This is a genomic window from Loktanella sp. IMCC34160 (genome assembly GCF_004145845.1).
Taxonomy (GTDB): Bacteria; Pseudomonadota; Alphaproteobacteria; order Rhodobacterales; family Rhodobacteraceae; genus SELP01.
Genome location: NZ_SELP01000008.1, coordinates 87,747 through 107,662 on the forward strand (window position 1 = coordinate 87,747; position 19,916 = coordinate 107,662).

Annotated in this window: 17 protein-coding genes; 7 read left to right on the forward strand and 10 right to left on the reverse strand. The window is 61.5% G+C overall.

The annotated features are described in order from the left end of the window. The first annotated feature begins 160 nt into the window (after positions 1 to 160). The gene (locus EU803_RS17370; RefSeq protein ID WP_129685197.1) at positions 161 to 1,447 is read left to right on the forward strand and encodes a DEAD/DEAH box helicase; all 1,287 of its coding nucleotides are present in this window, start codon (positions 161 to 163) and stop codon (positions 1,445 to 1,447) included. 2 nt (positions 1,448 to 1,449) lie between these two features. On the opposite strand, the gene EU803_RS17375 is transcribed toward EU803_RS17370, so the two are convergent. The 4 genes from EU803_RS17375 to EU803_RS17390 form a co-directional block, all read right to left on the reverse strand. Continuing rightward, entirely contained in the window at positions 1,450 to 2,223 is a 774-nt protein-coding gene (locus EU803_RS17375; protein ID WP_129685199.1) for a GGDEF domain-containing protein, read from the reverse strand. A gap of 125 nt (positions 2,224 to 2,348) precedes the next feature. Next, positions 2,349 to 2,570: a 50S ribosomal protein L31 gene (rpmE, locus tag EU803_RS17380; protein ID WP_129685200.1), complete on the reverse strand. Its 222-nt coding sequence runs from the start codon at positions 2,568 to 2,570 to the stop codon at positions 2,349 to 2,351. An 11-nt stretch (positions 2,571 to 2,581) separates the two neighbouring features. Then, positions 2,582 to 2,965: a 50S ribosomal protein L19 gene (gene rplS, locus EU803_RS17385; RefSeq protein ID WP_129685202.1), complete on the reverse strand. Its 384-nt coding sequence runs from the start codon at positions 2,963 to 2,965 to the stop codon at positions 2,582 to 2,584. Positions 2,966 to 3,210: 245 nt separating this feature from the next. Next, positions 3,211 to 3,630, reverse strand: coding sequence for a tellurite resistance TerB family protein (locus EU803_RS17390; RefSeq protein ID WP_129685205.1), 420 nt, complete (start codon positions 3,628 to 3,630; stop codon positions 3,211 to 3,213). A 114-nt stretch (positions 3,631 to 3,744) separates the two neighbouring features. On the opposite strand from EU803_RS17390, the gene EU803_RS17395 reads away from it, so the two are divergent. The 5 genes from EU803_RS17395 to EU803_RS17415 all read left to right on the forward strand — a co-directional run bounded on the left by EU803_RS17395 (position 3,745) and on the right by EU803_RS17415 (position 9,793). Then, positions 3,745 to 5,388: a lysine--tRNA ligase gene (locus tag EU803_RS17395; RefSeq protein ID WP_129685207.1), complete on the forward strand. Its 1,644-nt coding sequence runs from the start codon at positions 3,745 to 3,747 to the stop codon at positions 5,386 to 5,388. Between the two features lie 69 nt (positions 5,389 to 5,457). After that, entirely contained in the window at positions 5,458 to 5,853 is a 396-nt protein-coding gene (locus EU803_RS17400) for a DUF4864 domain-containing protein (protein WP_129685210.1), read from the forward strand. 196 nt (positions 5,854 to 6,049) lie between these two features. Beyond that, positions 6,050 to 8,347: a glycosyl hydrolase family 28-related protein gene (locus EU803_RS17405; protein WP_129685213.1), complete on the forward strand. Its 2,298-nt coding sequence runs from the start codon at positions 6,050 to 6,052 to the stop codon at positions 8,345 to 8,347. Positions 8,348 to 8,406: 59 nt separating this feature from the next. Continuing rightward, complete coding sequence (locus tag EU803_RS17410) at positions 8,407 to 8,811, forward strand: DUF3995 domain-containing protein (RefSeq protein WP_165352892.1); 405 nt, start codon at positions 8,407 to 8,409, stop codon at positions 8,809 to 8,811. Between the two features lie 187 nt (positions 8,812 to 8,998). Continuing rightward, positions 8,999 to 9,793, forward strand: coding sequence for a sulfotransferase family 2 domain-containing protein (locus EU803_RS17415; protein WP_165352893.1), 795 nt, complete (start codon positions 8,999 to 9,001; stop codon positions 9,791 to 9,793). Here the strand turns inward: EU803_RS17415 and EU803_RS17420 are convergent. From EU803_RS17420 to EU803_RS17445, 6 genes are all read right to left on the reverse strand, one after another. Next, complete coding sequence (locus EU803_RS17420; protein WP_129685221.1) at positions 9,790 to 10,743, reverse strand: hypothetical protein; 954 nt, start codon at positions 10,741 to 10,743, stop codon at positions 9,790 to 9,792. The genes EU803_RS17415 and EU803_RS17420 overlap by 4 nt on opposite strands. Before the next feature lie 15 nt (positions 10,744 to 10,758). Continuing rightward, positions 10,759 to 13,206 (reverse strand): adenylyltransferase/cytidyltransferase family protein, encoded by a 2,448-nt coding sequence (locus EU803_RS17425; protein ID WP_129685224.1) that lies wholly within the window; start codon positions 13,204 to 13,206, stop codon positions 10,759 to 10,761. A 25-nt stretch (positions 13,207 to 13,231) separates the two neighbouring features. Continuing rightward, entirely contained in the window at positions 13,232 to 14,188 is a 957-nt protein-coding gene (locus EU803_RS17430) for a hypothetical protein (protein WP_129685227.1), read from the reverse strand. Between the two features lie 13 nt (positions 14,189 to 14,201). Further along, entirely contained in the window at positions 14,202 to 16,019 is a 1,818-nt protein-coding gene (locus EU803_RS17435; RefSeq protein ID WP_129685230.1) for a hypothetical protein, read from the reverse strand. Positions 16,020 to 16,141: 122 nt separating this feature from the next. After that, on the reverse strand, positions 16,142 to 16,435 hold the full coding sequence (locus EU803_RS17440) for a hypothetical protein (protein WP_129685232.1): 294 nt from the start codon (positions 16,433 to 16,435) through the stop codon (positions 16,142 to 16,144). A 34-nt stretch (positions 16,436 to 16,469) separates the two neighbouring features. Then, the gene (locus EU803_RS17445; protein ID WP_129685235.1) at positions 16,470 to 17,531 is read right to left on the reverse strand and encodes a DUF2793 domain-containing protein; all 1,062 of its coding nucleotides are present in this window, start codon (positions 17,529 to 17,531) and stop codon (positions 16,470 to 16,472) included. Positions 17,532 to 17,783: 252 nt separating this feature from the next. Between EU803_RS17445 and EU803_RS17450 the strand changes: the two genes are divergently transcribed. Further along, positions 17,784 to 19,913, forward strand: a complete 2,130-nt coding sequence (locus tag EU803_RS17450; protein WP_129685237.1) for a DEAD/DEAH box helicase — start codon at positions 17,784 to 17,786, stop codon at positions 19,911 to 19,913. Positions 19,914 to 19,916: the final 3 nt, after the last annotated feature.

A 19,916-nucleotide genomic window follows, 5' to 3' on the forward strand; every position in this document is an offset into this window, starting at 1 on the left:
CCCGGATGGGGCTGCGAAGGTGACGGACATTCTGGTTCCCACGGTCACGCAGGGGTGCCGCGTTCTGGCGGTTTGGGGCAATCCGGCCCTGCATCAGCCCAGCGCGCAACCCATCACCCCGCCGCGATGTCGCGGTTCGGGGACCGAAAGGACTGTATTGATGGATTTTGATATGCTGGGGCTTTCGCCCCGTCTTGTGTCCAAGCTTGAAGAGCTGGGCATCAAGGACCCAACCCCGATTCAGGCGCAGGCGATCCCGCATGCCATGAACGGCCGCGACGTGATGGGCCTTGCCCAGACCGGGACCGGCAAGACCGCCGCTTTTGGCCTACCCATGCTGAACGCGCTTCTGTCTGACGGCGGGCGGCCGACGCCAAAAACGGCGAAGGCGCTGGTGCTGGCACCGACGCGCGAACTGGCAAAGCAGATCGCAGATAACCTTGCCGCGTTTTCCGAAGGCACTCATCTGAAAACCGTTCTGGTCGTCGGCGGGGCCGGGATCACCGGGCAGGCGCGGCGGCTGGAAAAAGGCTGTGCGGTTCTGGTGGCGACGCCGGGCCGGTTGCTCGATCTGATCGACCGGGGCGCGGTGCGCCTGAACGAAACCCGCTTCCTTGTGCTGGACGAGGCCGATCAGATGCTCGACCTTGGGTTCATCCATGCGCTGCGCAAGATCGCCCCGATGCTGGCGGCAGAACGGCAGACGATGCTGTTTTCCGCAACCATGCCCAAACAGATGAACGAACTGGCGCAGACCTATCTGACCGATCCGATCCGGGTGCAGGTCAACCCGCCGGGACAGGCTGCCGACAAGATCGACCAAGGTGTGCACTATGTCGCCAAGGCGGCCAAGATCGACCTGTTGATCGAACTTCTGGACAAGCACCGGGACGAGCGCGCGCTGGTCTTCGGCCGGACCAAGCACGGTATGGAAAAACTGTCGCGCATGTTGGCGGCCAAGGGCTTCGGCGTGGCTGCGATCCACGGCAACAAAAGCCAGGGGCAGCGGGACCGCGCCATCAAGTCGTTCAAGGATGGCGAGGTGAAGGTTCTGGTGGCAACGGATGTTGCCGCGCGCGGGATCGACATTCCGGATGTCCGGCACGTCTATAACTTTGAACTACCCAACGTGCCGGAAAACTACGTGCACCGGATTGGGCGGACGGCCCGGGCCGGGGCGGACGGCATGGCCATTGCCCTGTGTTCACCTGATGAAATGGGCGAAATGAGGGATATCGAAAAGGTGCTCAAGGCGCCGATCCCGGTTTTGTCCGGGCGTGCGTGGGAACGTGCGGAAGAGCCTGAGAAGCCCAAGGGCGGTGGCCGCGGCCGCGGTGGACCGCGCCGTGGTGGTCAACCCATGGGCGGCGCAGGCAAGCCGGCCCGCATGTCCAAGCCGGGCGCGTCCCGGCCCCGGCGGAACCGCGCCCAGTCGCGAAGCGCCTGAGCCTAACCAGACTGCCGGTCCCGGAACATCTCCGGGTCCGGCCGCCTGTCGTCATTCGCCGTCGATACCTCAATCCGGGCGCGACCGTTGCGCTTGGCGGCATAAAGCGCGTCGTCGGCAAGCCGCATGAGCGTATCCAGATCGTCGCCATGGTGGGTCTGGACCGCGCCGAGCGAAACGGAAATCGTCAGATGTTCAAACGATGGGCCGCCTGAATAGGGGATCGGTTGAAGCATCGGCATGATGATGGAACGGGCCTGTTGGACGGTCGTGTCGCGCAGGTAGACGCCGAATTCCTCGCCGCCAAGACGGCCGACGATGTCGTCGGTCCGCAGGCTTCGTCGCAATCTGTGTGCAATCGAGATCAGGCACTTATCCCCGATTTGGTGGCCGTAGGTGTCATTGACCCGCTTGAAATGATCCGCGTCGAGTAGAATGAGGACGCCCCGCATGTCCTGTTGCAGCGCAGAGCGCACCTGCGACATGAACCAGCGGCGGTTCGGCAGGTTGGTCATCGGGTCGGTTCGGGACTTCAGCGAGAGTTCGATCTGAAGTCGGGCCTGTTTGCGCACCAGAAGAAAGAAAAGAACGACAAATGGCGTGCCCACACAGATTGCGCTGGAGGCCAGATATCCGGCGGGCAACAGCCACGCGCCGAAATAGATGCGTGAGAACAGGAAGTTCAAGGCGACGATAACGGCCGTAAACGACGCAACTTTCGCCGCAGTATCCTTCCATCCCCGCGGCACCATTGCCTTGTAGAACCAATGTAACATCACCACCCCGAGCAAACCTCCCCAAACCCTCGGACAAAAGAGTTAACAAACGGTTTGCGGGAGCGACCCGAAATGAAAAACGCCGCCCCGAAGGGCGGCGCTTCCAAACATTTCTGTCGATCGGCTTAGAAGCCCAGACCGGCGTACTTGTTCTTGAACTTCGACACGCGGCCGCCGGCATCCATCAGGCGGGTGCCGCCACCGGTCCAGGCCGGGTGCACGGAGGGGTCGATGTCGAGCGACATGGTGTCGCCTTCCTTGCCCCAGGTCGATTTCATCTGAATCACAGTGCCATCGGTCATCTTGACGTCGATGATGTGGTAGTCGGGATGGATATCCTTTTTCATCGGTCGTCCCCTTATGCTTCGGCGCTATCAAGCGGCTTGTAGTTCGACACTTCGGCGATACGGGCGGATTTGCCGCGGCGCGAGCGGAGGTAGTACAGCTTGGCGCGACGGACGCGGCCACGGCGGACAACCTCGATCGAGTCGATGTTGGTGGAGTAGAGCGGGAACACACGTTCCACGCCTTCACCGAAAGAAATCTTGCGAACGGTGAACGAACCGGCAATGCCCTTGCCGTTCTTGCGGCTGATGCAAACGCCTTCGTACATCTGTACGCGCGAACGCGAGCCTTCGGTCACCTTGTAGCCAACGCGAATGGTGTCGCCGGCCTTGAAGTCGGGAATGGTCTTCCCGAGCGAGGCGATCTGTTCCGCCTCAAGCTGTGCGATCAGGTTCATCTGATGCGCTCCTATCTATGCTCACGGTTGTTCCGTGAAGTTTCTCGCGTCCTCAGAGCTCTTGGTCTTCTTCCGGGTCCGCACGTGGCGCCCGCCAGAGGTCAGGTCGTCATTCCTAGTTCGGGTTCTTCCGGGCCAGGCCCCGCCGAAGAAAGCGGGTGGTGATCCAACAGAACACAGGTCCAGTGGCCGATTCCGGCCCCGGACTGGCGCCGTATAGGCCCCGGCGCCCTTGTGATCAAGGGCTAAAGCGTCAGGTGGCGGGCCCGTGCGCCGCGTTCGATGGCCGCCGCGTGCAGCCGGTCGATGTTCAGCTCGTAACGGATTTCTTCAAGAAGCCGGCCTTCGCGGTCTTCGATCCGCCCGTCGGCCGCCGCCACGTCACAGGCAAAGGCATAGGCGGTTTCCCAAAGGCGTTCGGGAAGCGCATCGCGCACCAGCCCGAACATGGCGTCCAGACCGTCTTCCTGATCTAGAAGGTCAAAGACCATGTGGGACACCCGCGGCAGCCGGTCGGTGTCGTAATCCCCGAAGATCGGAAGGTGGTTGATCACGTTGTTGATCTTCACCAGTTCCGATGTCCGCATATCGGAATCAGAGGCCGACACGGTCAGCATGAGAGCGACGAGCGCATCCTGCGGCGTCAGCGGTGTTTCGATCGTCATGCGGCTGTCTCCTATCCGGCGTCCCCTTCATTTATTGACGCCAAGCGCCCCCCGCAATAGGGAGTGCGCCTGAAGTGCACCATGGGGGTGCGCCAAGCTGAAAAGAGAATGACGATGTCCGATCTGCGCGACGCCGCGATGAGTTCGAAAGCCTGGCCCTTTGAAGAGGCCCGGGCGCTGCTCAAACGTGTGGAAGCATCGGGCAAGAAAGAGGTGCTTTTCGAAACCGGCTATGGCCCGTCCGGCCTGCCGCACATCGGCACCTTTGGCGAGGTGTTGCGCACCACGATGATCCGCCGCGCCTTCGAGGTGATCTCGGACATCCCGACCCGTCTGATCTGCTTCTCGGATGACCTTGACGGGATGCGCAAGGTGCCGGGCAACGTTCCCAATCAGGACATGCTGGCCCAGCACATGCACAAGCCGCTGACTTCGGTGCCGGACCCGTTTGGCACCCACGAAAGCTTTGGTCACCACAACAATGCCATGCTGCGCCGGTTCCTCGATACCTTCGGGTTCGAGTACGAGTTTTATTCGGCGCGTGAATTCTACCGCTCGGGTCAGTTCGACGAAGTGTTGAAGCGGGCGGTTGAACGCTATGACGAGGTGATGAAGGTCATGCTGAAGTCGCTGCGCGAAGAGCGGCAGCAGACCTATTCCATCTTCCTTCCAATCCATCCGGAAACCGGCCGCGTGCTGTATGTTCCGATGAAGTCGGTGGATGCCGAGAACCACACCATCACCTTTGACGATGAAGATGGGCGTGAATGGACGCTGCGGGTCACAGGCGGCAACGTAAAGCTGCAGTGGAAGCCTGACTTTGGCGCGCGCTGGGCCGCGCTGGACGTCGATTTCGAGATGTATGGCAAGGAGCACGCGACCAATACCGCGATCTATGACCGCATCTGCGAAATTCTGGGCGGGACCAAGCCGAACCACTTCAGCTATGAACTGTTCCTTGATGAGCAGGGCCAGAAAATCTCGAAGTCGTCCGGCAACGGGGTGAGCATCGACGAATGGCTCACCTATGCCTCGACCGAGAGCCTGTCGTATTTCATGTATCTCAAACCCAAGACAGCCAAGCGGCTGCACTGGGATGTGATCCCGAAAATGGTGGATGAATACCACCAGCAATTGCGCGCCTATGCGACGCAGGATGCGGCGGGCAAGGTCAACAACCCGGTCTTCCACATTCACGGTCACAACGTCCCGGCCTCGACCATGGTGGTGCCGTTTGCGATGCTTCTGAACCTTGCCGCCGTGTCTGGCGCGCAGGAGAAGGACAAGCTGTGGGGGTTCATCCAGCGTTACGCCCCCGACGCCAGCCCCGAGGGTAATCCGGATCTGGATCAGGCCGCCGGTTTTGCGATCCGCTATTTCAACGACTTCGTGAAACCGACCCGCACCTTCCGCCTGCCGACCGATCAGGAGCGAGCAGCGCTGGAAGATCTGGTGGCTTGCCTGCGGGACGAGCAGACCGCACTAGCCGCGATCGCCAAGAAGAACGCTGCTGCCGGAACCCCGGACGAGGCGCTTCCACAAGTGAACTGGGCGGACGAGGAATTCTTGCAATCCATCGTCTTCGCGGTGGGCAAGAACCACGGGTTCGAACCGCTCCGCGCGTGGTTCTCGTGCCTGTACGAGGTGCTTCTGGGCGCGTCGCAGGGTCCGCGTTTTGGCGGGTTCATCGCGCTATACGGGATCGAGGAAAGCATTGCCCTGATCGAATCCGGCCTGCGCGGCGAACTGGCAGCCTGACCCCAAGACTGAACCAATTTGGGCCTTCCGGCGTATCCTGATAGGATCGGGACACGATGGGAGGCCCAAATGCTACGTCTGACTGCCTTGCTCGCCCTGCTGGCCGTGCCGGTTGTCGCGCAGGACCGCGGCGCCATCGAAGCCGTGATCAGCGATCAGATGGACGCCTTTACAGAGCGTGATCTGAACGGGGCATGGACCCACGCAAGCCCGATGATCCAGCGCCTGTTCCAGTCGCCAGAGAATTTCGGCCTGATGGTCCGGCAGGGCTATCCCATGGTGTGGGACAATGAGGCGATCCGGTTCATGGAGCTGCAGGAGGCCGACGGGGGCTGGTTGCAGGATGTTCTTGTCGAAGACGCCTCTGGCGCGGTCCATATGCTGGAATACCTCATGATCGAGACCCCGCAGGGATGGAAGATCAACGGCGTTCGCCTTCTTCCCGCCCCCGATCTGGGCGTCTGATCCCCGTCCGCGTTGCGCCCCCTACCGTGACGGTGCCCCAAGCCCGGTTTCACCATTGATTGCTACCCCTGAGGCGCGAGGGCCCCGCAGGACGCGGCGGCCCATGGTCGAGGATTTGGCGGGCGGGGTCCAACCGGCGGGCCGGGCAATTCTGCCCGTCCCTGGGACCCCGCCCCTGTGAAAGGGGAACCTTCGAATGAACAAGGCAATTACCGACGGGCTGGTCCTGATGCCGCCGCCCTTTGTGAACGGGCTTGAAGTGTGGTCGACGGGGGATGGCACGCCGGGGTCGGATACCTATGCCACATCCGGAACCGGGGCCTTTGTTCCCGCCGACGCGAATTTCGCGGGCTGTCTGGAAATCGTCAAGACGACCGCCACGACCAAGCTGCGCTATATGGGCGAAACGACGATCCTTCCCGGGTGCTATTTGCAGGTCCGCGCGCGGGTCAAGGCCGTGTCGGGGCCGTTGCCGGCGGTTCGGATCGCGGGCTGGGCCGGTGGCGCGGGTGGGGCGCATGTGCCGGGGTTGACCGAAACCGCGCCGTCCGTGCAACTGACCACCTATGGTGAGGTTGTCGAGGTGTCCGCGATCATCGGCACCGGGTTCCGCACTGGCGTGGATATGACCTGGCCCGATGCGATCTATGGGCATCTCGGGCTGGACCTGACCGGTCCGAACGGTGGGGTCGTCCGGATCGACGATATCGAGATCGAGGATGTGACCAACGTCTTCATCCGCGACATGATCGGCTTTGTCGATGTCCGAGACTATGGCGCGATGGGGGACGGCGTGACCGACGACAGCGCCGCGTTCGAAGCCGCCGATGCCGACGCCTTTGGCCGCGAGGTTCTGGTGTCCGAAGGCACCTATTTCCTGGGTGACCATGTCACCATCGAAAACCAGATCCATTTCGCGGGCACGGTTACCATGCCCGACGACAAGCGGCTGATCCTGCAGAAGAACTTTGACTTCGAAACCTATTTCGACGCCTTTCAGGACGAAGAACTGGCGTTCAAGAAATCGTTTCAGGCGCTTCTGAATTTCTCGGATCACGACACGCTGGACCTTGGCGGACGGATCATTTCGCTGTCGGCGCCGGTTGATATGCAGGCGGCCGAAGGGGCGAAGACCACCTTTGAGATCCGCCGCGTGATCCAGAACGGGCAGTTGCGCCCGGTGGCCGGGCCGAATTGGGACCCGGATGTCGTGACGTCGCAGGCGACCTATTCCTCGGCCACGCCCTACCAACTGACCAACGTTGCCAATATCGCCAGCATCGCGGTTGGCTCGCTGGTCGAAGGCAATGGCGTCGGACGCGAGGTCTATGTGCAGGCGGTCAATTTGGCGCAGCAGTCCCTGACGCTGAGCCAGCAGATCTATGACGTGGACGGCAGCCAGATCTTCACCTTCACCCGGTTCAAGTACCTGATCGACCTGTCCGGTTTCGCCAAATACTCGCGGCTGCATTTCGACAATATCGAATTCTACTGCGATGGCGAGGCGAGCGCCGTGATGCTGGGTCAGGATGGGTCGCTGATGCAGTTTCGCGATTGCTATTTCAGCAAGCCGCGCAACCGAGGCATCACCAGCATCACCAGCATCGCCCGTGCCTGTCAGGGAATGATGATCGACCGTTGCGAATTCATTTCCAACGAACAGACCGCCCCCGACCAGACGCGGATTTCGGTCGGGGTCAACGCGAACGCCAACGACGTGAAAATCCGCGACTGCCGCCTCGTCCGGTTCAAGCACTTCGCCGTGCTGGGTGGAACCGGTAGCATGATCGTGGGCAACCACTGTTTCCAAGGCGACAATGAAACCGACGGGCTGCGTCAGGCCGGGTTCGTCTTTACCCGCCCCAACAGCAAGACGATCTTTACCGGCAACTACATCGACAACTGTTCGATCGAACTGACCAACGAACACGACGCCACCCCCGACCTTGGGGCGCAGTATTCGTTTGGCGGGATGTCGATTACCGGCAATATCTTTACCGCCGCCGATGTGGCCCCCTGGTTCAGCTGGATCGTGATCAAGCCGCATGGGGTGGGGCAGTTCATCCACGGGCTTTCGGTGTCGGGCAATGTGTTCAAAACGCTGGACGGGGCGATTGAACGGGCTGAACGGATCGACACCAGCATCGCCGATCTCGACCGGACAAGGTTCCGCAACGTCTATTTCCAGAACAACACCTACACGGCCGTCAATACAGTGACCGAGAACCCGGTCAGCGTGAACCACAAGGAAAACTCTGAATCGGTCGCGTGGACGGTCGACACCGCTGGTCGCCTGCCGTTCGAAGGCTATGCCCGATTTGTCGAGTCGGTGATGCCAATGGGCGCGCTGACGGCGGTTGGCGGCGCGCGGGTCTATGAACTGCCCTATGCAGAGGTTCGGGTCGGCCCGAACGAGGATCAGGTCAACCTGCGGTTTGGCACCGCCTGCAAGGGCGAGGTCCAACTGAGGGTACGCTGCGACTGGATGGATTGATCACGCGACCCCGCTGAAATTTGAAAGACCACATGCCCCGGCCCGGTATAGGCTGGGGCATGTTGATTCTGGCCCTTGTCCTGTCTGCCATTTGCGTTGTCGTTGCGGCAATCCATCTATTGTGGGCGCTGGGCCGGTGGTTTCCTCTTGGGGATGAACGGCGCATGGTCGCGGCCGTCGTCGGCTTTCGCGAGGCGACACGGATGCCCGGCCCCATTCCATGTTCCCTGGTCGTGGTCGCCCTGCTTTTCGCGGCATCCGCGCCTTGGTGGGGGGACGGGATGGTTCGGCAGGTCATCCTTTGGGCCAGCGCCGCTGTCTTCGGGGCGCGGGGTGTGCTTGCCTATACGCGCTGGTGGCGGTGGCTGACCCCGCAAGAGCCCTTTGCCAGCAACGACAGGCGATACTACGGGCCGATGTGCCTGTTGTTGTCGGCGGGATACCTTGTGCTTGCGATGAACTAGCCCCTTTTTCGGACGGGCACGCGCCGGTCGGGCCCGGACCAGAAAGAAGGCGGCAATCGCGCCCGGGGGATGTTTGGCTTGCGCGATCTCCTCAAACCATGAAAAACAAACAGTATTGTATGTTGTGTGCTGTCGTGCCGAAGTGTTTTGCGATAGAAATTTCTTGAAGCGGAAGGGTCTGCCGGACGTGAAACCAATTGTCTTTCTTCATCTCCCGAAGACTGCGGGGCAAACGATCCACCATGCCCTTGGCACCATCTGTGGCGAAGAGAAGATTGCGCCGTTCCGGCTTCAGTCGCAGGTATCCGGCCCCACCAGCTTTCCGCGGGGATATATCCTGCACTCCGGCCATCTGCATTGGGACGGGCTCGAGGCGATGCTGCCACAGCCCTTTTCCTTCTCGGTGATCCGCGATCCCAAAGAGCGCTTTGCCTCCTTCTATTTCTACATGCGCAAGAAGATCCGGGATCAGGTCGCCAGCGGCAACCCGGTCCGCAACCACGGCATTCACGCGGCCCTGACCGAGCCGGTGGAATGCTTCTTCTTCAATCAGGACGATGACCTTTCCGTCCGTATTCGTCTGGCCTGGGCAAACCGGACCCTGACCTATTTTGCCCTGCGCAAACTCGAGCGCCGGAAAGAGGACCAGCGTCTTGAACTGGACGATCTGGTAACGGCGGCCCTGTTGAACGCCGAACAGCTCTCGGCGATCTACGATTTCGAAGATCTGTCGCCGTTGGAGGCGGATATCGAACAGCTTTGGGGGCAACGCCCGGACATCGTCGGCCAGAACACCAACAGGGGTCCGCTCACGCAGGGTGTATCGCGATGGGCCAGCCTGTTGGATGAACTTGGGTCCGACCGGCTGGCACGGGGGATGGAAAGTTTTGTCGACGAGGACGAGATATTCCTCGGCAAGCTGCGGGCGCAGGGCGATGGCAGCGACGGCAGGATAACCGGTTCGGGCGTCGCGACCTCCTAGGGCGCGATATCAAGCGCGCGAAGAAAGTCCCGGATACGGCGAATCCGTTCCTGAACGGTCTCGATGCCGATGGGCGTTGCCTTCTCAAAGCGGTCATCATCCAGAAGCCCAAGCTCCGCCGCGCCCTGTAAATTGCTGATCGGGGCGGTCAGACGGTCGCGGATGGTCGTGAAATGAGGCCCGGCCAACAGGCCAAAAGCCTTGTCTTCCGGGCGCGAAGTTTCACCCAAGGCGCGCAGGATTGCCGCATGTTGCACCACGGTTCGCGGCGCGTTGTTCAGGACGGCCAGCGCGGCGATGGTCAGATCGTCGGGGCTGACATTGGAATGCTTCTGGTCAGCGGGCAGACGGTCCGGGTCCGCCCCGATCGTGGTCAGAAGATCGCGGACGATCCCCCCTTTGGCGCCTCGGAAGGACCGGACGTTGATCGCGTCCCGACCATAAACCTCTGCCCAACGGTCGATGACGACAGTGTAATCCACGACCCTGTCGTAATTCAGCGCATCCATGAACTCGGCCACGCCCATCGAACAGCGCGATTCAGAGCTTTTCACATGCTGCTTGTAACCCGAAAGAAACCGGTCCAGCGGCGCGCGAAAATAGGCGATGACCTCGACCTGCCGCGCAGGAAGGAGGGTGGCCAGCTTCTGGATCTGATTGACCTTCAGGAACCGGAAGTTCTCGCTCGACAGGAACACGGTCGCCCCGTCGAACCGGTCCTGCCAGATCGGCGCAACGGTTTCGAGATCGAATTTCGTGCGTGGCGGCTTGCCCCGAGGCTGGGAAAGCCAGGTCTGCAAGGCATGGTGCCCGGTCGTCGTGATGGCGCCATCGTCGGGATAGTTGATCCCCTGCCGGGCCAACCCCTCGCGCTGGGCAAAACAATAGTCCTGAATCGACGTCGTGCCGGTCTTGTGGTCGCCAATATGCAGGATCAGCCGATCAAGCATGTCTTGCCCCGAACATCAGATTTCCAAGCCTTCCTTGGAACCATAGCGCGTGTAATGGGCAGCGGCACTGTCAAACGCGTTGATGCTCGCTTTGCGAAGACGGGGGTTGCGGCCGATATAGCCCGAATAGGTAAACCCGGTCGGCAGGTCATAGTCGGTCGGGCGGCCCTCGGCCTGACCGTATTTCAGATAGTGCTGGATCGCCTCGACCTCGGTTACCCGTTCGGCCTTGATCACATCCCGGTTCAGGAACAGGTAGCGCCGCCAATCGAACCCTTTCGGAACATCCTTGAACTCGGTCTTCCGGTCGATCCAATCGGCGAAAAGCCCGACGTTCATCCGCAGGATGCGCGGATATTCCTCTGCCGGGGCACCGTGAATGAAGATGCGCTTCCAGAATGCAAACATCCGCATGAAATCGGGATGGTCGATGATCGGCCCATCCATATGTTTGTTTGTATAGGGCAGGGACAGGCCCCAGACCGCATCGGCATTGATCTCGATACAGCGGCGATAGAAATCGAAGACCTCTGGCCCAATCGGATTGCGGTAGAAGTATTTCCAGGCGGGCAGCATCGCGCGCTTGAAGCCCAGCCGCATGGCTTCGGTGAAGTCCTCGACCGAATAGCACTGGATCACGGTCTGCTCGATCTCGCCGTGTTCCTCGATAATCCGCCGAAGTTCCTGCGCGACCGACTTATAGGCATCCTTGGTCGGCTTGATGTCGCAAACAAGGGCCTTGCCGGCGCGTGTGGCGCGGCGAACGACCTCTTCGGCGCCAATCGGGGTCAAGGTGCCGTCGAAACGGGTTTCAAGGAAATCGGCAACTTTCGTATCGGCGAACCCGGTCTCTAGCCCGTAACGGGGTTCAAATGTGTCATGGGCGACGATTAGTCCGTCCTTGCCCATGCAGAAATCCATCTCGACGATGTTCGCGACATCCAGCGCCGCCTCCATCGCTTCGCGACTGTTCGAGGCGTGAAGGCCGTTGAAATTCCCGCCGCCGTGGCCAATCAGCCGGTTCTTTGCGAAAAACAGATTGCGTCGATGGCGCGGGGTCCGGGGGCGTTCGGGCGCGGGGCTGACCCCGGCCAGCGGCGGTTGCCGCTTTTCCTCGCAGGTCAGGGTGATCTGGTCGGCAATCGCGTTGGTTGCCTCTGTGGTGATGTAGGTCCCGGCAAGGATCCGGTCGCGGCAGTCCGACATCATGGCAAGCGTCGCCGCGTTGCCCGACGTCGCGCGCGTGATGGCATCGACAAGCCCCTCAGGGCGGCACGGCAGCCCCCCGCAGAAGTGTTCGGCGGTTCCGGCTGACAGTGGCAGGTCGAACAACACCGCCGTGTTGTCCGGGTATTCCTTGAGCAGAAGCTGCACGACAGGTTTGCCCAGCGCCGCGGCCTCGTAGATCGTCGACGACAGATCCGAGACGACGACATCGGCGTGTTTCATCAATTCGGTGGTGATCCCGTTGATGTTGCGGACGGTGTTCAGGCGGTCCATCGGCAGATGCGCGGTTTCCGGATGGAAAGACGCAACATGGTTGTCGACTTTCTGCATTTCCTCGATTGCAAGGATCATGTCGTCATTGGCGGTGATATGCCATGTCGGCGCGAACAGGACGATTGGCTTTGCCGGGTCCAGCTTGGCCTGGGCGCAGACCTCTGCCCGTGTCATCTTTGGGTCGGACAACAGATCTTCGGACTTGATAAAGCCCGCGGCCCGCGCCTTGCCCAGGGTCTCGTCCCCGTCAAAGATCGCTTGCAGGGCGCGCACATGGTCCGGGCCGGCGGTCAGGATCACGTCGAAGAAATCGAACCGTTCCCGCGACCCAAGGAACCATTTCAGATGGCTGGCGCCGTGGTCGATCAGCACCCGCTTGTTCCGGTCATATTCGGGAAAAGGCGGGTTGATGGGTTTGTTGAAATAGACAAGGACGTCCGCGTCGATCTTGCGCGGCAGCGCGTTCTCCTTGGTCAGGATCGGGGCCACGTTGCGCGCGGTAAGCTGGTTCACGATGGTCAGAGCGCAGTCCATGTGCTTGTCCAGATAGGTGTCGCCGAACAGGGCCCGGCCGCAGCGTGCCATCTGCTTGATCTCGGTCTTGATCAGGGTCGAGGAGATCCCCTCGGTCCGGGGCAGGTAGCGGACATCGCAGCTGACCCAATCGAACTTGCCGGCCCAGTCGTCTCCCATGACAAGAAGGTCGGCGTCGTATCGTTTGACGTAGTCGTCCTTCAGTTCCAGCGACTCTTCCAGAAACACCTCGTCCACGTACTTCAGGTCCGCCACATAGGCGAGCCGCTGCGCCTCGGGAAAGACGGTCCGCTTGCCCTTGCGGTCATTCAACTGGTCGCTGGAAACCCCGACGATCAGGTAGTCACCTTCGGCCCGCGCGCGTTGCAGAATGCGCAGGTGTCCTTCGTGCAGCAGGTCGAAGGTGCCGAACGTGATGACTTTCTTCATTAAATCGCCCCTTCGGACCAAGCCGTCAGATCTGCCATTCTTCGCCCCAGAAGTCCTGCCATTTGGTTCCCGCGTGACGCGAAATGACGGTTTTGGTTGCATTGATCCACTTGTCGTCCTTCCGGTCGGGTTCGGCGGTCGCGAAAACACTTTGGGTCGTATTCAGCCCCCCCTCGACCGTCTGATAGAAGTTGTAAAATCCGATGAGGCGATCGCGGTGAAGGCCACTGAACGGATGATGGGCGGCAATGGCAAGCAGCACATCGAAATCTTCGAGGCGCTCAAGGGACTCGTCATAGCGCAATAGCGACTGGTCGATGCGGCCTGTATGGAACATGTAGCTGTGCAACGGCAGGAAGTTTCCGCGCAGCAGGTCTCGCTTGGTCTTCTGGCTGATATGGAAGACGTCTTTGACGTTGCGAAGATAGGTCTGTCCGTCGTCGTAGTAGACATCGGCGCAGTGGATATCCGCGTAGGAGACCGCGAAATCCGCCATCAGAAGCGGTTCAACAAGCACCTGTAGGGCATGCTGGAACCAGATGTCATCGAAATCAATGAAGCAAAGGAACTCTGCCATCCGCTGGGCATAGTGCCGCTCGACGATCCGGTTCAACAGCCGGGACCGCAGGTCCGCCCGCTTGGGGTTTGGCAAGCTGTCAATTTCGATCGTAAAGCCCGAACCGTCGAGGGCCGCGAGCGCGGCTGCCCGGCAGGTTGCTTGCTCGGGTTTGGAGAAACCCTGAAGCGCAAGGTGAACATGAACCCGCACACCAGCCTGCGCGGCAATGCTTTGCAGGCAGCGTTCAAGCAGCGCCATCTTGCCGAAGTCGTGAAACCGCACGCCAACGGTAATCAGCGGCAAATTCGGGTCATGCACCGGCCCCGATGCATGCAAAATGTCCTGACCCGATTTCTTGGCGGGCCCTTTCGCGGCGCGGTCTTCTACACGCGCTGAACGTTTGGTGGATGCAGGTCGTTTCATGCGCATCCCACCCTCAATGGTTCCAAAACCGGGAGTGCGCAAAGCGCTCCTGACGCATCAGATCGGCGATCTGACCCGGAATATCCGGAACGGTTTCGGGTGGCGAAGGCAAATCAACGATGTCGAAACCCCGGCGCAGCATTTCCGACCGGATCAGGCGGGCGCGCTGCACGTTGCCCCATTTCATGCAGAGATACCAAGTCCCGACCATCATTCGCCCCGCACGCCAGTTTTCCGGCGTGTGTAGTCGTCCGCTCGTATCGTGATAGTAACGGCCCCTGGGCGAGACATACAACCGCACGCCAGCCATCCTTGCCCGGAACGACAGGTCAGTGTCCTCGCAATACATCGGGAACGCCGGGTCGAAGCCGCCGGTTCTGCCATAGGCTTCCGCGTCCAGAAGAAAGGCCGCCCCCGAAACCCACTCGGTTTCGCCGGTGACCGGGTGATACCATTTGGGGTGGGAAACTGGTTCGCAATCCATCTCGATCAGGGCGGGATGTTCCTTTGCGACGGCGAACTTCAGGACCTGCTCGACCGCGTTCGGCAGCAGGTATCCGTCCGGATTCAGGCCAAGGTAGTGTGTCGCGCCCGTGGCAAAGCCATGTTCCATCAGCCCGTTGTGACCAATTGCAAAGCCGGGATTGTCGGGATGCTGTTCGATGTGAAGCCCCACGTCCGGGCACAATCCTGCGATCCAGTCCAGATCCGATCGTTCGGGGGAATTGTCGAAGATGCAAAGCGTGGTGCGGAATGGGCGCTGGGCGGCGTTGGACTGCACGGACCGCACGAGGCGCTCGACCTCCTCCCGAGGATTGCGGAACAGCACCACGCCAATCGCGAGGGCCACGGAGGACAGATCTGCGGCAACCTCGCGCTTTGGTCGGTCAAGTCGCAGTCCGGTGAAACCTGTGGCCGCGAAAGGCCCATCCTGCGCTATCAGCAATTCGTAGTCGTTGACGTAGCTATCCACCGGGACCAGCAACCGGTGAAGGTGCTGCCCGTTGCGCAACCGGTTCTGGAACAGCCCATCGTGGAAAAGATGGGCAACCGGATGGTGCGGGGACTGGCCCAGCACATCGTGCTGCGCCGTCGAATAGGCATGGACGTCAAATTGGAAAAGTTCGGCAAGGGCGTCTTCGCCCTGGCCAAGTGCGGCCCGGATCTCTGCCAGACTCGCCGGTCGCCGCAACAGCGGGTTGTGAAAGATCTGACCATTCAGGTGATTGGCCAGTTCGGTGAGGGTCATGTCGGCAATGTTGTCGTTTCGAGCAACATAGCGCATGAGCGTGAACGGGTTCGGGTCCCGGCGTTCCCGCCAACCGAACGTCGCGAAATGCAGAACCGGGTCAATCGCCGCATCCAGATCGCGATAGCGGTAGCGATAGAACGCAGGGTCGACGATCCGGGCCACAAGCGCCCGTTCAGTGGCCGTGGGGCCGCGCGGAATTCTGCCTTCGGCAATGCCGTCATTCAGGTAGTGGAGAAAGGGATTGCCGTCAGCGGCCCGGACATCCGCATAATTGGCCAGATAGAACTCCGGATCGAAATCCCGGTTCGGGCTCCGCCCATCTTTCCAGCCTTCTGTCAGGTAATGCGCCAGAAGGTCGTCGATTGCAGTTTCAGATTGGGCGGGGTCCGATTTTGCGTAATGCTCCGGATCAAAGTGCGGTTTGACCAACGCGATCAAGGCTTCATCCAGTGCCTCCGAAGACACTGGTTCGCCCTCTTGCTCGGTCAGGATTTCTGCAGACGGGTCAACGGCCTCGCTGTCCGCCTCTTCCGCTGAAGCGAACTTTCTCTCACGTCGCTTGAAAAAGGAGAGCCGCACCGCTTTCGTCCCTGAAACCCATTCTGGGGGTCAGCGATATGCCACAGGCGCTTTCATGTCTACCCGCGCAAGGAGGGAAAACCCGGCGGACTTCCCCTCACGCGGGAGTTGCAAAGGCCATATCAGAATGGCGGCAGGTCCACCGGACCGTCCGACGCAACGATCAAGGCTTCGGGATAGCGCGTTTCGTCCCCGGCCGTTGGTCCATGGGGCAGGATCAGCCGAAAGAACAATTGCCCCCCTTCGCGGCGCACGGAAGAGGCAAGCCACTTGCAGTCAAACCAATCAAGGTCTTTCGTTTCACCCTCTGCGACACTCGACAGATCAAGCGGTTCGCCGTTCAGGATCAGCGTCTCGCCAAGTTTCTCGACGGTCAGGGGTTCATTGTGGCGCACCGGGGCCAGTTCGATATGCATTTCCTAGGGTCCTTTCTGTTCGCCGCCGCAGGTCTTAGAACCAGCGCCCGATCACCGACATATCGCAGGTAGCGGCGCTTTGATTTCCGTTGGTGGGGATGAAGACGGCAAAGTCGACGCTTGCGACGCCCTTTGATCCGGTCACGCAGCACCGCGGGCTAAGGCCGGGGTTCGGCATGATCGTCTGGGCATAGTTGTTGTCGACAAACATCGCCGGAAAGGCCCAGGTGGCCCACCCGGGCGATACCGCCGCCTCTCGGTGCCAGCACATCTGGGTGCCATCCGCAAAGCGGACGTAGCGGCCATTTGCGTTCTGACCGTATTCCAGCACCGCACCCGTTGGTGCGCCCGCCGTTTCCGATACGATGCCCACAAGGTTGCCGGGACCATAGCCAAAGTCGGCGCGCATCAACCGTCCGGGGGTCGTGTCGGTTGGGCTTTGCTGCACGGACTGGCCCGAAACGGTGGCGTCGGTCGCGTCAAAGGACAGGGCGGTGATCCAGCTGGTTCCATCCGGACTGACCTTGACCGAAAAATCGTCAGATCCGATCGTGCCCAGTTCGGCCCGCCCCGACCAATTTGTCTGGTAGAGAAAGCTTGCCGTATCCGGGGCGGTCGCCTTGTTGATCTTCATCTGGTGGCCCGCGCCGTCATGGGTGAACAGCGAAGCCTCTGACAGGACAGCCAGACGGTTGGTCGCGTCTGCTGTCGTCGACACCCCCAGTTGATCCACATAGGTCCCGGCCGGTTCCCATTGGGTGCCATCGAAGCGCCATGTCGCGCCGGTCGGCGCCACATCGGCCCGCCACCCGGCCTTGGGCGGGATGAAATCCCAATAGGTGCCGGTCCATTGTGCAATGGATTGGTCCTGTCCGGCCCAGTCCCCGGTGGCCCCGGTCCCAACCAGATAGCAATCGCCGGTTGTTGGCCCGACCGGCGGGGTCGGCGTCGGCCCGTCCCGCACGGCCAATTGGCTTGCGACATCCAGAATGCGCAGGGCTTCGTTGTGGGTGACGTGTTTCTGCGCTTGCGACGGCAGGATCAGCGGCAACTCAAGGGAGGGTGTCTTGTCGCTCCACATGCGGCGTCCTTTCATGAAGGGAGGGTTCGGTCGGATTGCGGGGACAATCGCAGAACCGCCTTTCCGGATGGGAAAGGCCCCGCGCGACCAAGGCAGGATTTGTTAACCAAACAGGACCAGACCCGCCGCCCCGTCATGGCTTCCATGCAAAGATTGCGCATATACATTTGCGCCGTCTCGCAGTAGGAGGGCGGCTCTGCCCCTTGTGATGACCGGCAGACAAAGCGGCGCATGGTGCGCCCGAGAGCTGACGGATACCCCCTTCCCATGATCAAGACCCTTTCCGATGCACTGGCCGAACGTGGCTATGACCAGTTGACCGAGGTGCAGGAGGCCGTCACCGCGCCGGGCCTTGAACACGCGGACCTTCTGGTGTCCGCGCAAACCGGATCGGGCAAGACCGTGGGCTTTGGGCTTGCCATCGCGTCCAGCATTCTGGGCGAGGACGAAACGCTTGGCGGTCCGGAAACCCCGGTCGCGCTGGTCGTCGCACCCACCCGCGAACTGGCGTTTCAGGTGATGCGCGAACTGGGCTGGCTTTATGCCAAGGCCGGGGCGCGGGTCGTCTCTTGTGTCGGCGGGATGGACATGCGCGATGAGCGCCGGGCGCTTGAACGCGGCGCGCATATCGTCGTGGGGACACCGGGCCGCCTGCGCGACCACATCCAGCGCAATTCGCTCGACCTTTCGGCGATGCGGGCTGTTGTTCTGGACGAAGCGGACGAGATGCTCGACCTCGGGTTCCGGGAAGATCTGGAATTCATCCTTGCCGCCGCCCCCGAAGACCGGCGCACACTGCTGTTCTCGGCCACCGTGCCGCCGATGATCGCCAAGCTGGCGCAGCAATTCCAGAAAGACGCGGTGCGGGTCACGACCGTCTCTGGCAAATCCCAGCATGCCGATATTTCCTATCAGGCGATCCGGGTCGCCCCGAATGACGCTGAATCGGCCATCTTCAACCTTCTGCGGTTCCACGATGCCCGCAACGCGATCATCTTCGCCAACACCCGCGCCGCTGTGAACCACCTTGCCGCCCGTCTGGCGAACCGGAATTTCTCGGTGGTCAGCCTCTCGGGCGAGTTGAGCCAGAGCGAACGAACCCACGCCCTTCAGGCGATGCGCGACGGCCGGGCGCGGGTCTGCGTGGCGACCGATGTTGCCGCGCGCGGGATCGACCTGCCCAACCTCGAACTGGTGATCCACGCTGAACTCCCCTCGAACTCCGAAGCTCTGCTGCACCGGTCGGGCCGGACTGGCCGCGCCGGACGCAAGGGGACATCGGCCCTGATCGTGCCGCCGAAACTGGCAAACAAGGCAGAACGCCTGCTGAAATTCGCCAAGATCACCGCCGAATGGACCGAAGCACCCAGCGCGGACGACGTGCTGCGCCGGGACGAAGACCGGCTGTTGAACGACCCGGCATGGGACGATGAACCGACCGATGCGCAGGCTGCCTTTGCCGCCCGCCTGCTTGAACTGCATTCGCCAGAAAAGATCGCAGCAGCCTACCTGCGGCAGTATCACGCCGCGCGGTCGGCCCCGGAAGACCTGTCGCCGCCCGATGCGAAACAGCCGCCCAAGGAACGCAAGCCCTTTGGCCCCAGCACATGGGTTGCCCTTTCGGTGGGCCGTGACGACCGTGCCGAACCGCGCTGGCTTCTGCCAATGCTGTGCCGCGCCGGGAACCTGCAAAAAGACGACATCGGCGCAATCCGCATCCAACAAAGTGAATCCTTCGTCGAACTGACCGAAGCCTCCGTCGACAGGTTCCTGTCTGCGCTTGGCGACAAGGCCGAACTTGAAGAAGGCGTGACCGTGCGCCGTTTGGACAGTGCACCGGACCTGAAACCGGCCGCGCGCGGCCCGCGCCCCGACCGTCCCGAACGTCCGGCCCGGCCGGAGCGTCGCGACGCGCCCGAGCGCAAACCGCGCCCGGCCCCGGCAGAACCCGCTGCCGAGCCCCGTCAATACACGCCCCGCCCCGCCCCCCGCGACGACGCCGACAAACCGACCCGCAAGGTCTGGGACAAGGACAAGCCGCGCAGCAAGGGAAAGCCGGGGGACAAGCCCTTTTCCAAAGGCAAGCCCGCAGGCGACCGGCCGGAAAAGGCAAAGCATTGGGACAAGCCCACCGGCAAACCCGGTGGCGGAAAACCTTGGGAGAAATCGGGTGACAAACCCAAGGGCAAGCCGCGGTCCAACGACGACAGCCGCCCCAAGCGTCGCCCTGCAGACGAGGTAACCCCGTTCCGCAAAGGGGCATCCGACCCGTCGCAGCGTATGGAGCGTCCCGGCAAACCCGGTGGAAAACCGGCTGGAAAACCCGGTTTCAAGGGCGGAAAACCCGGCCCGCGCAAGGCAGGCGGGTCCGAGCCGCCCCGTCGCCCGAAACGCTAAACC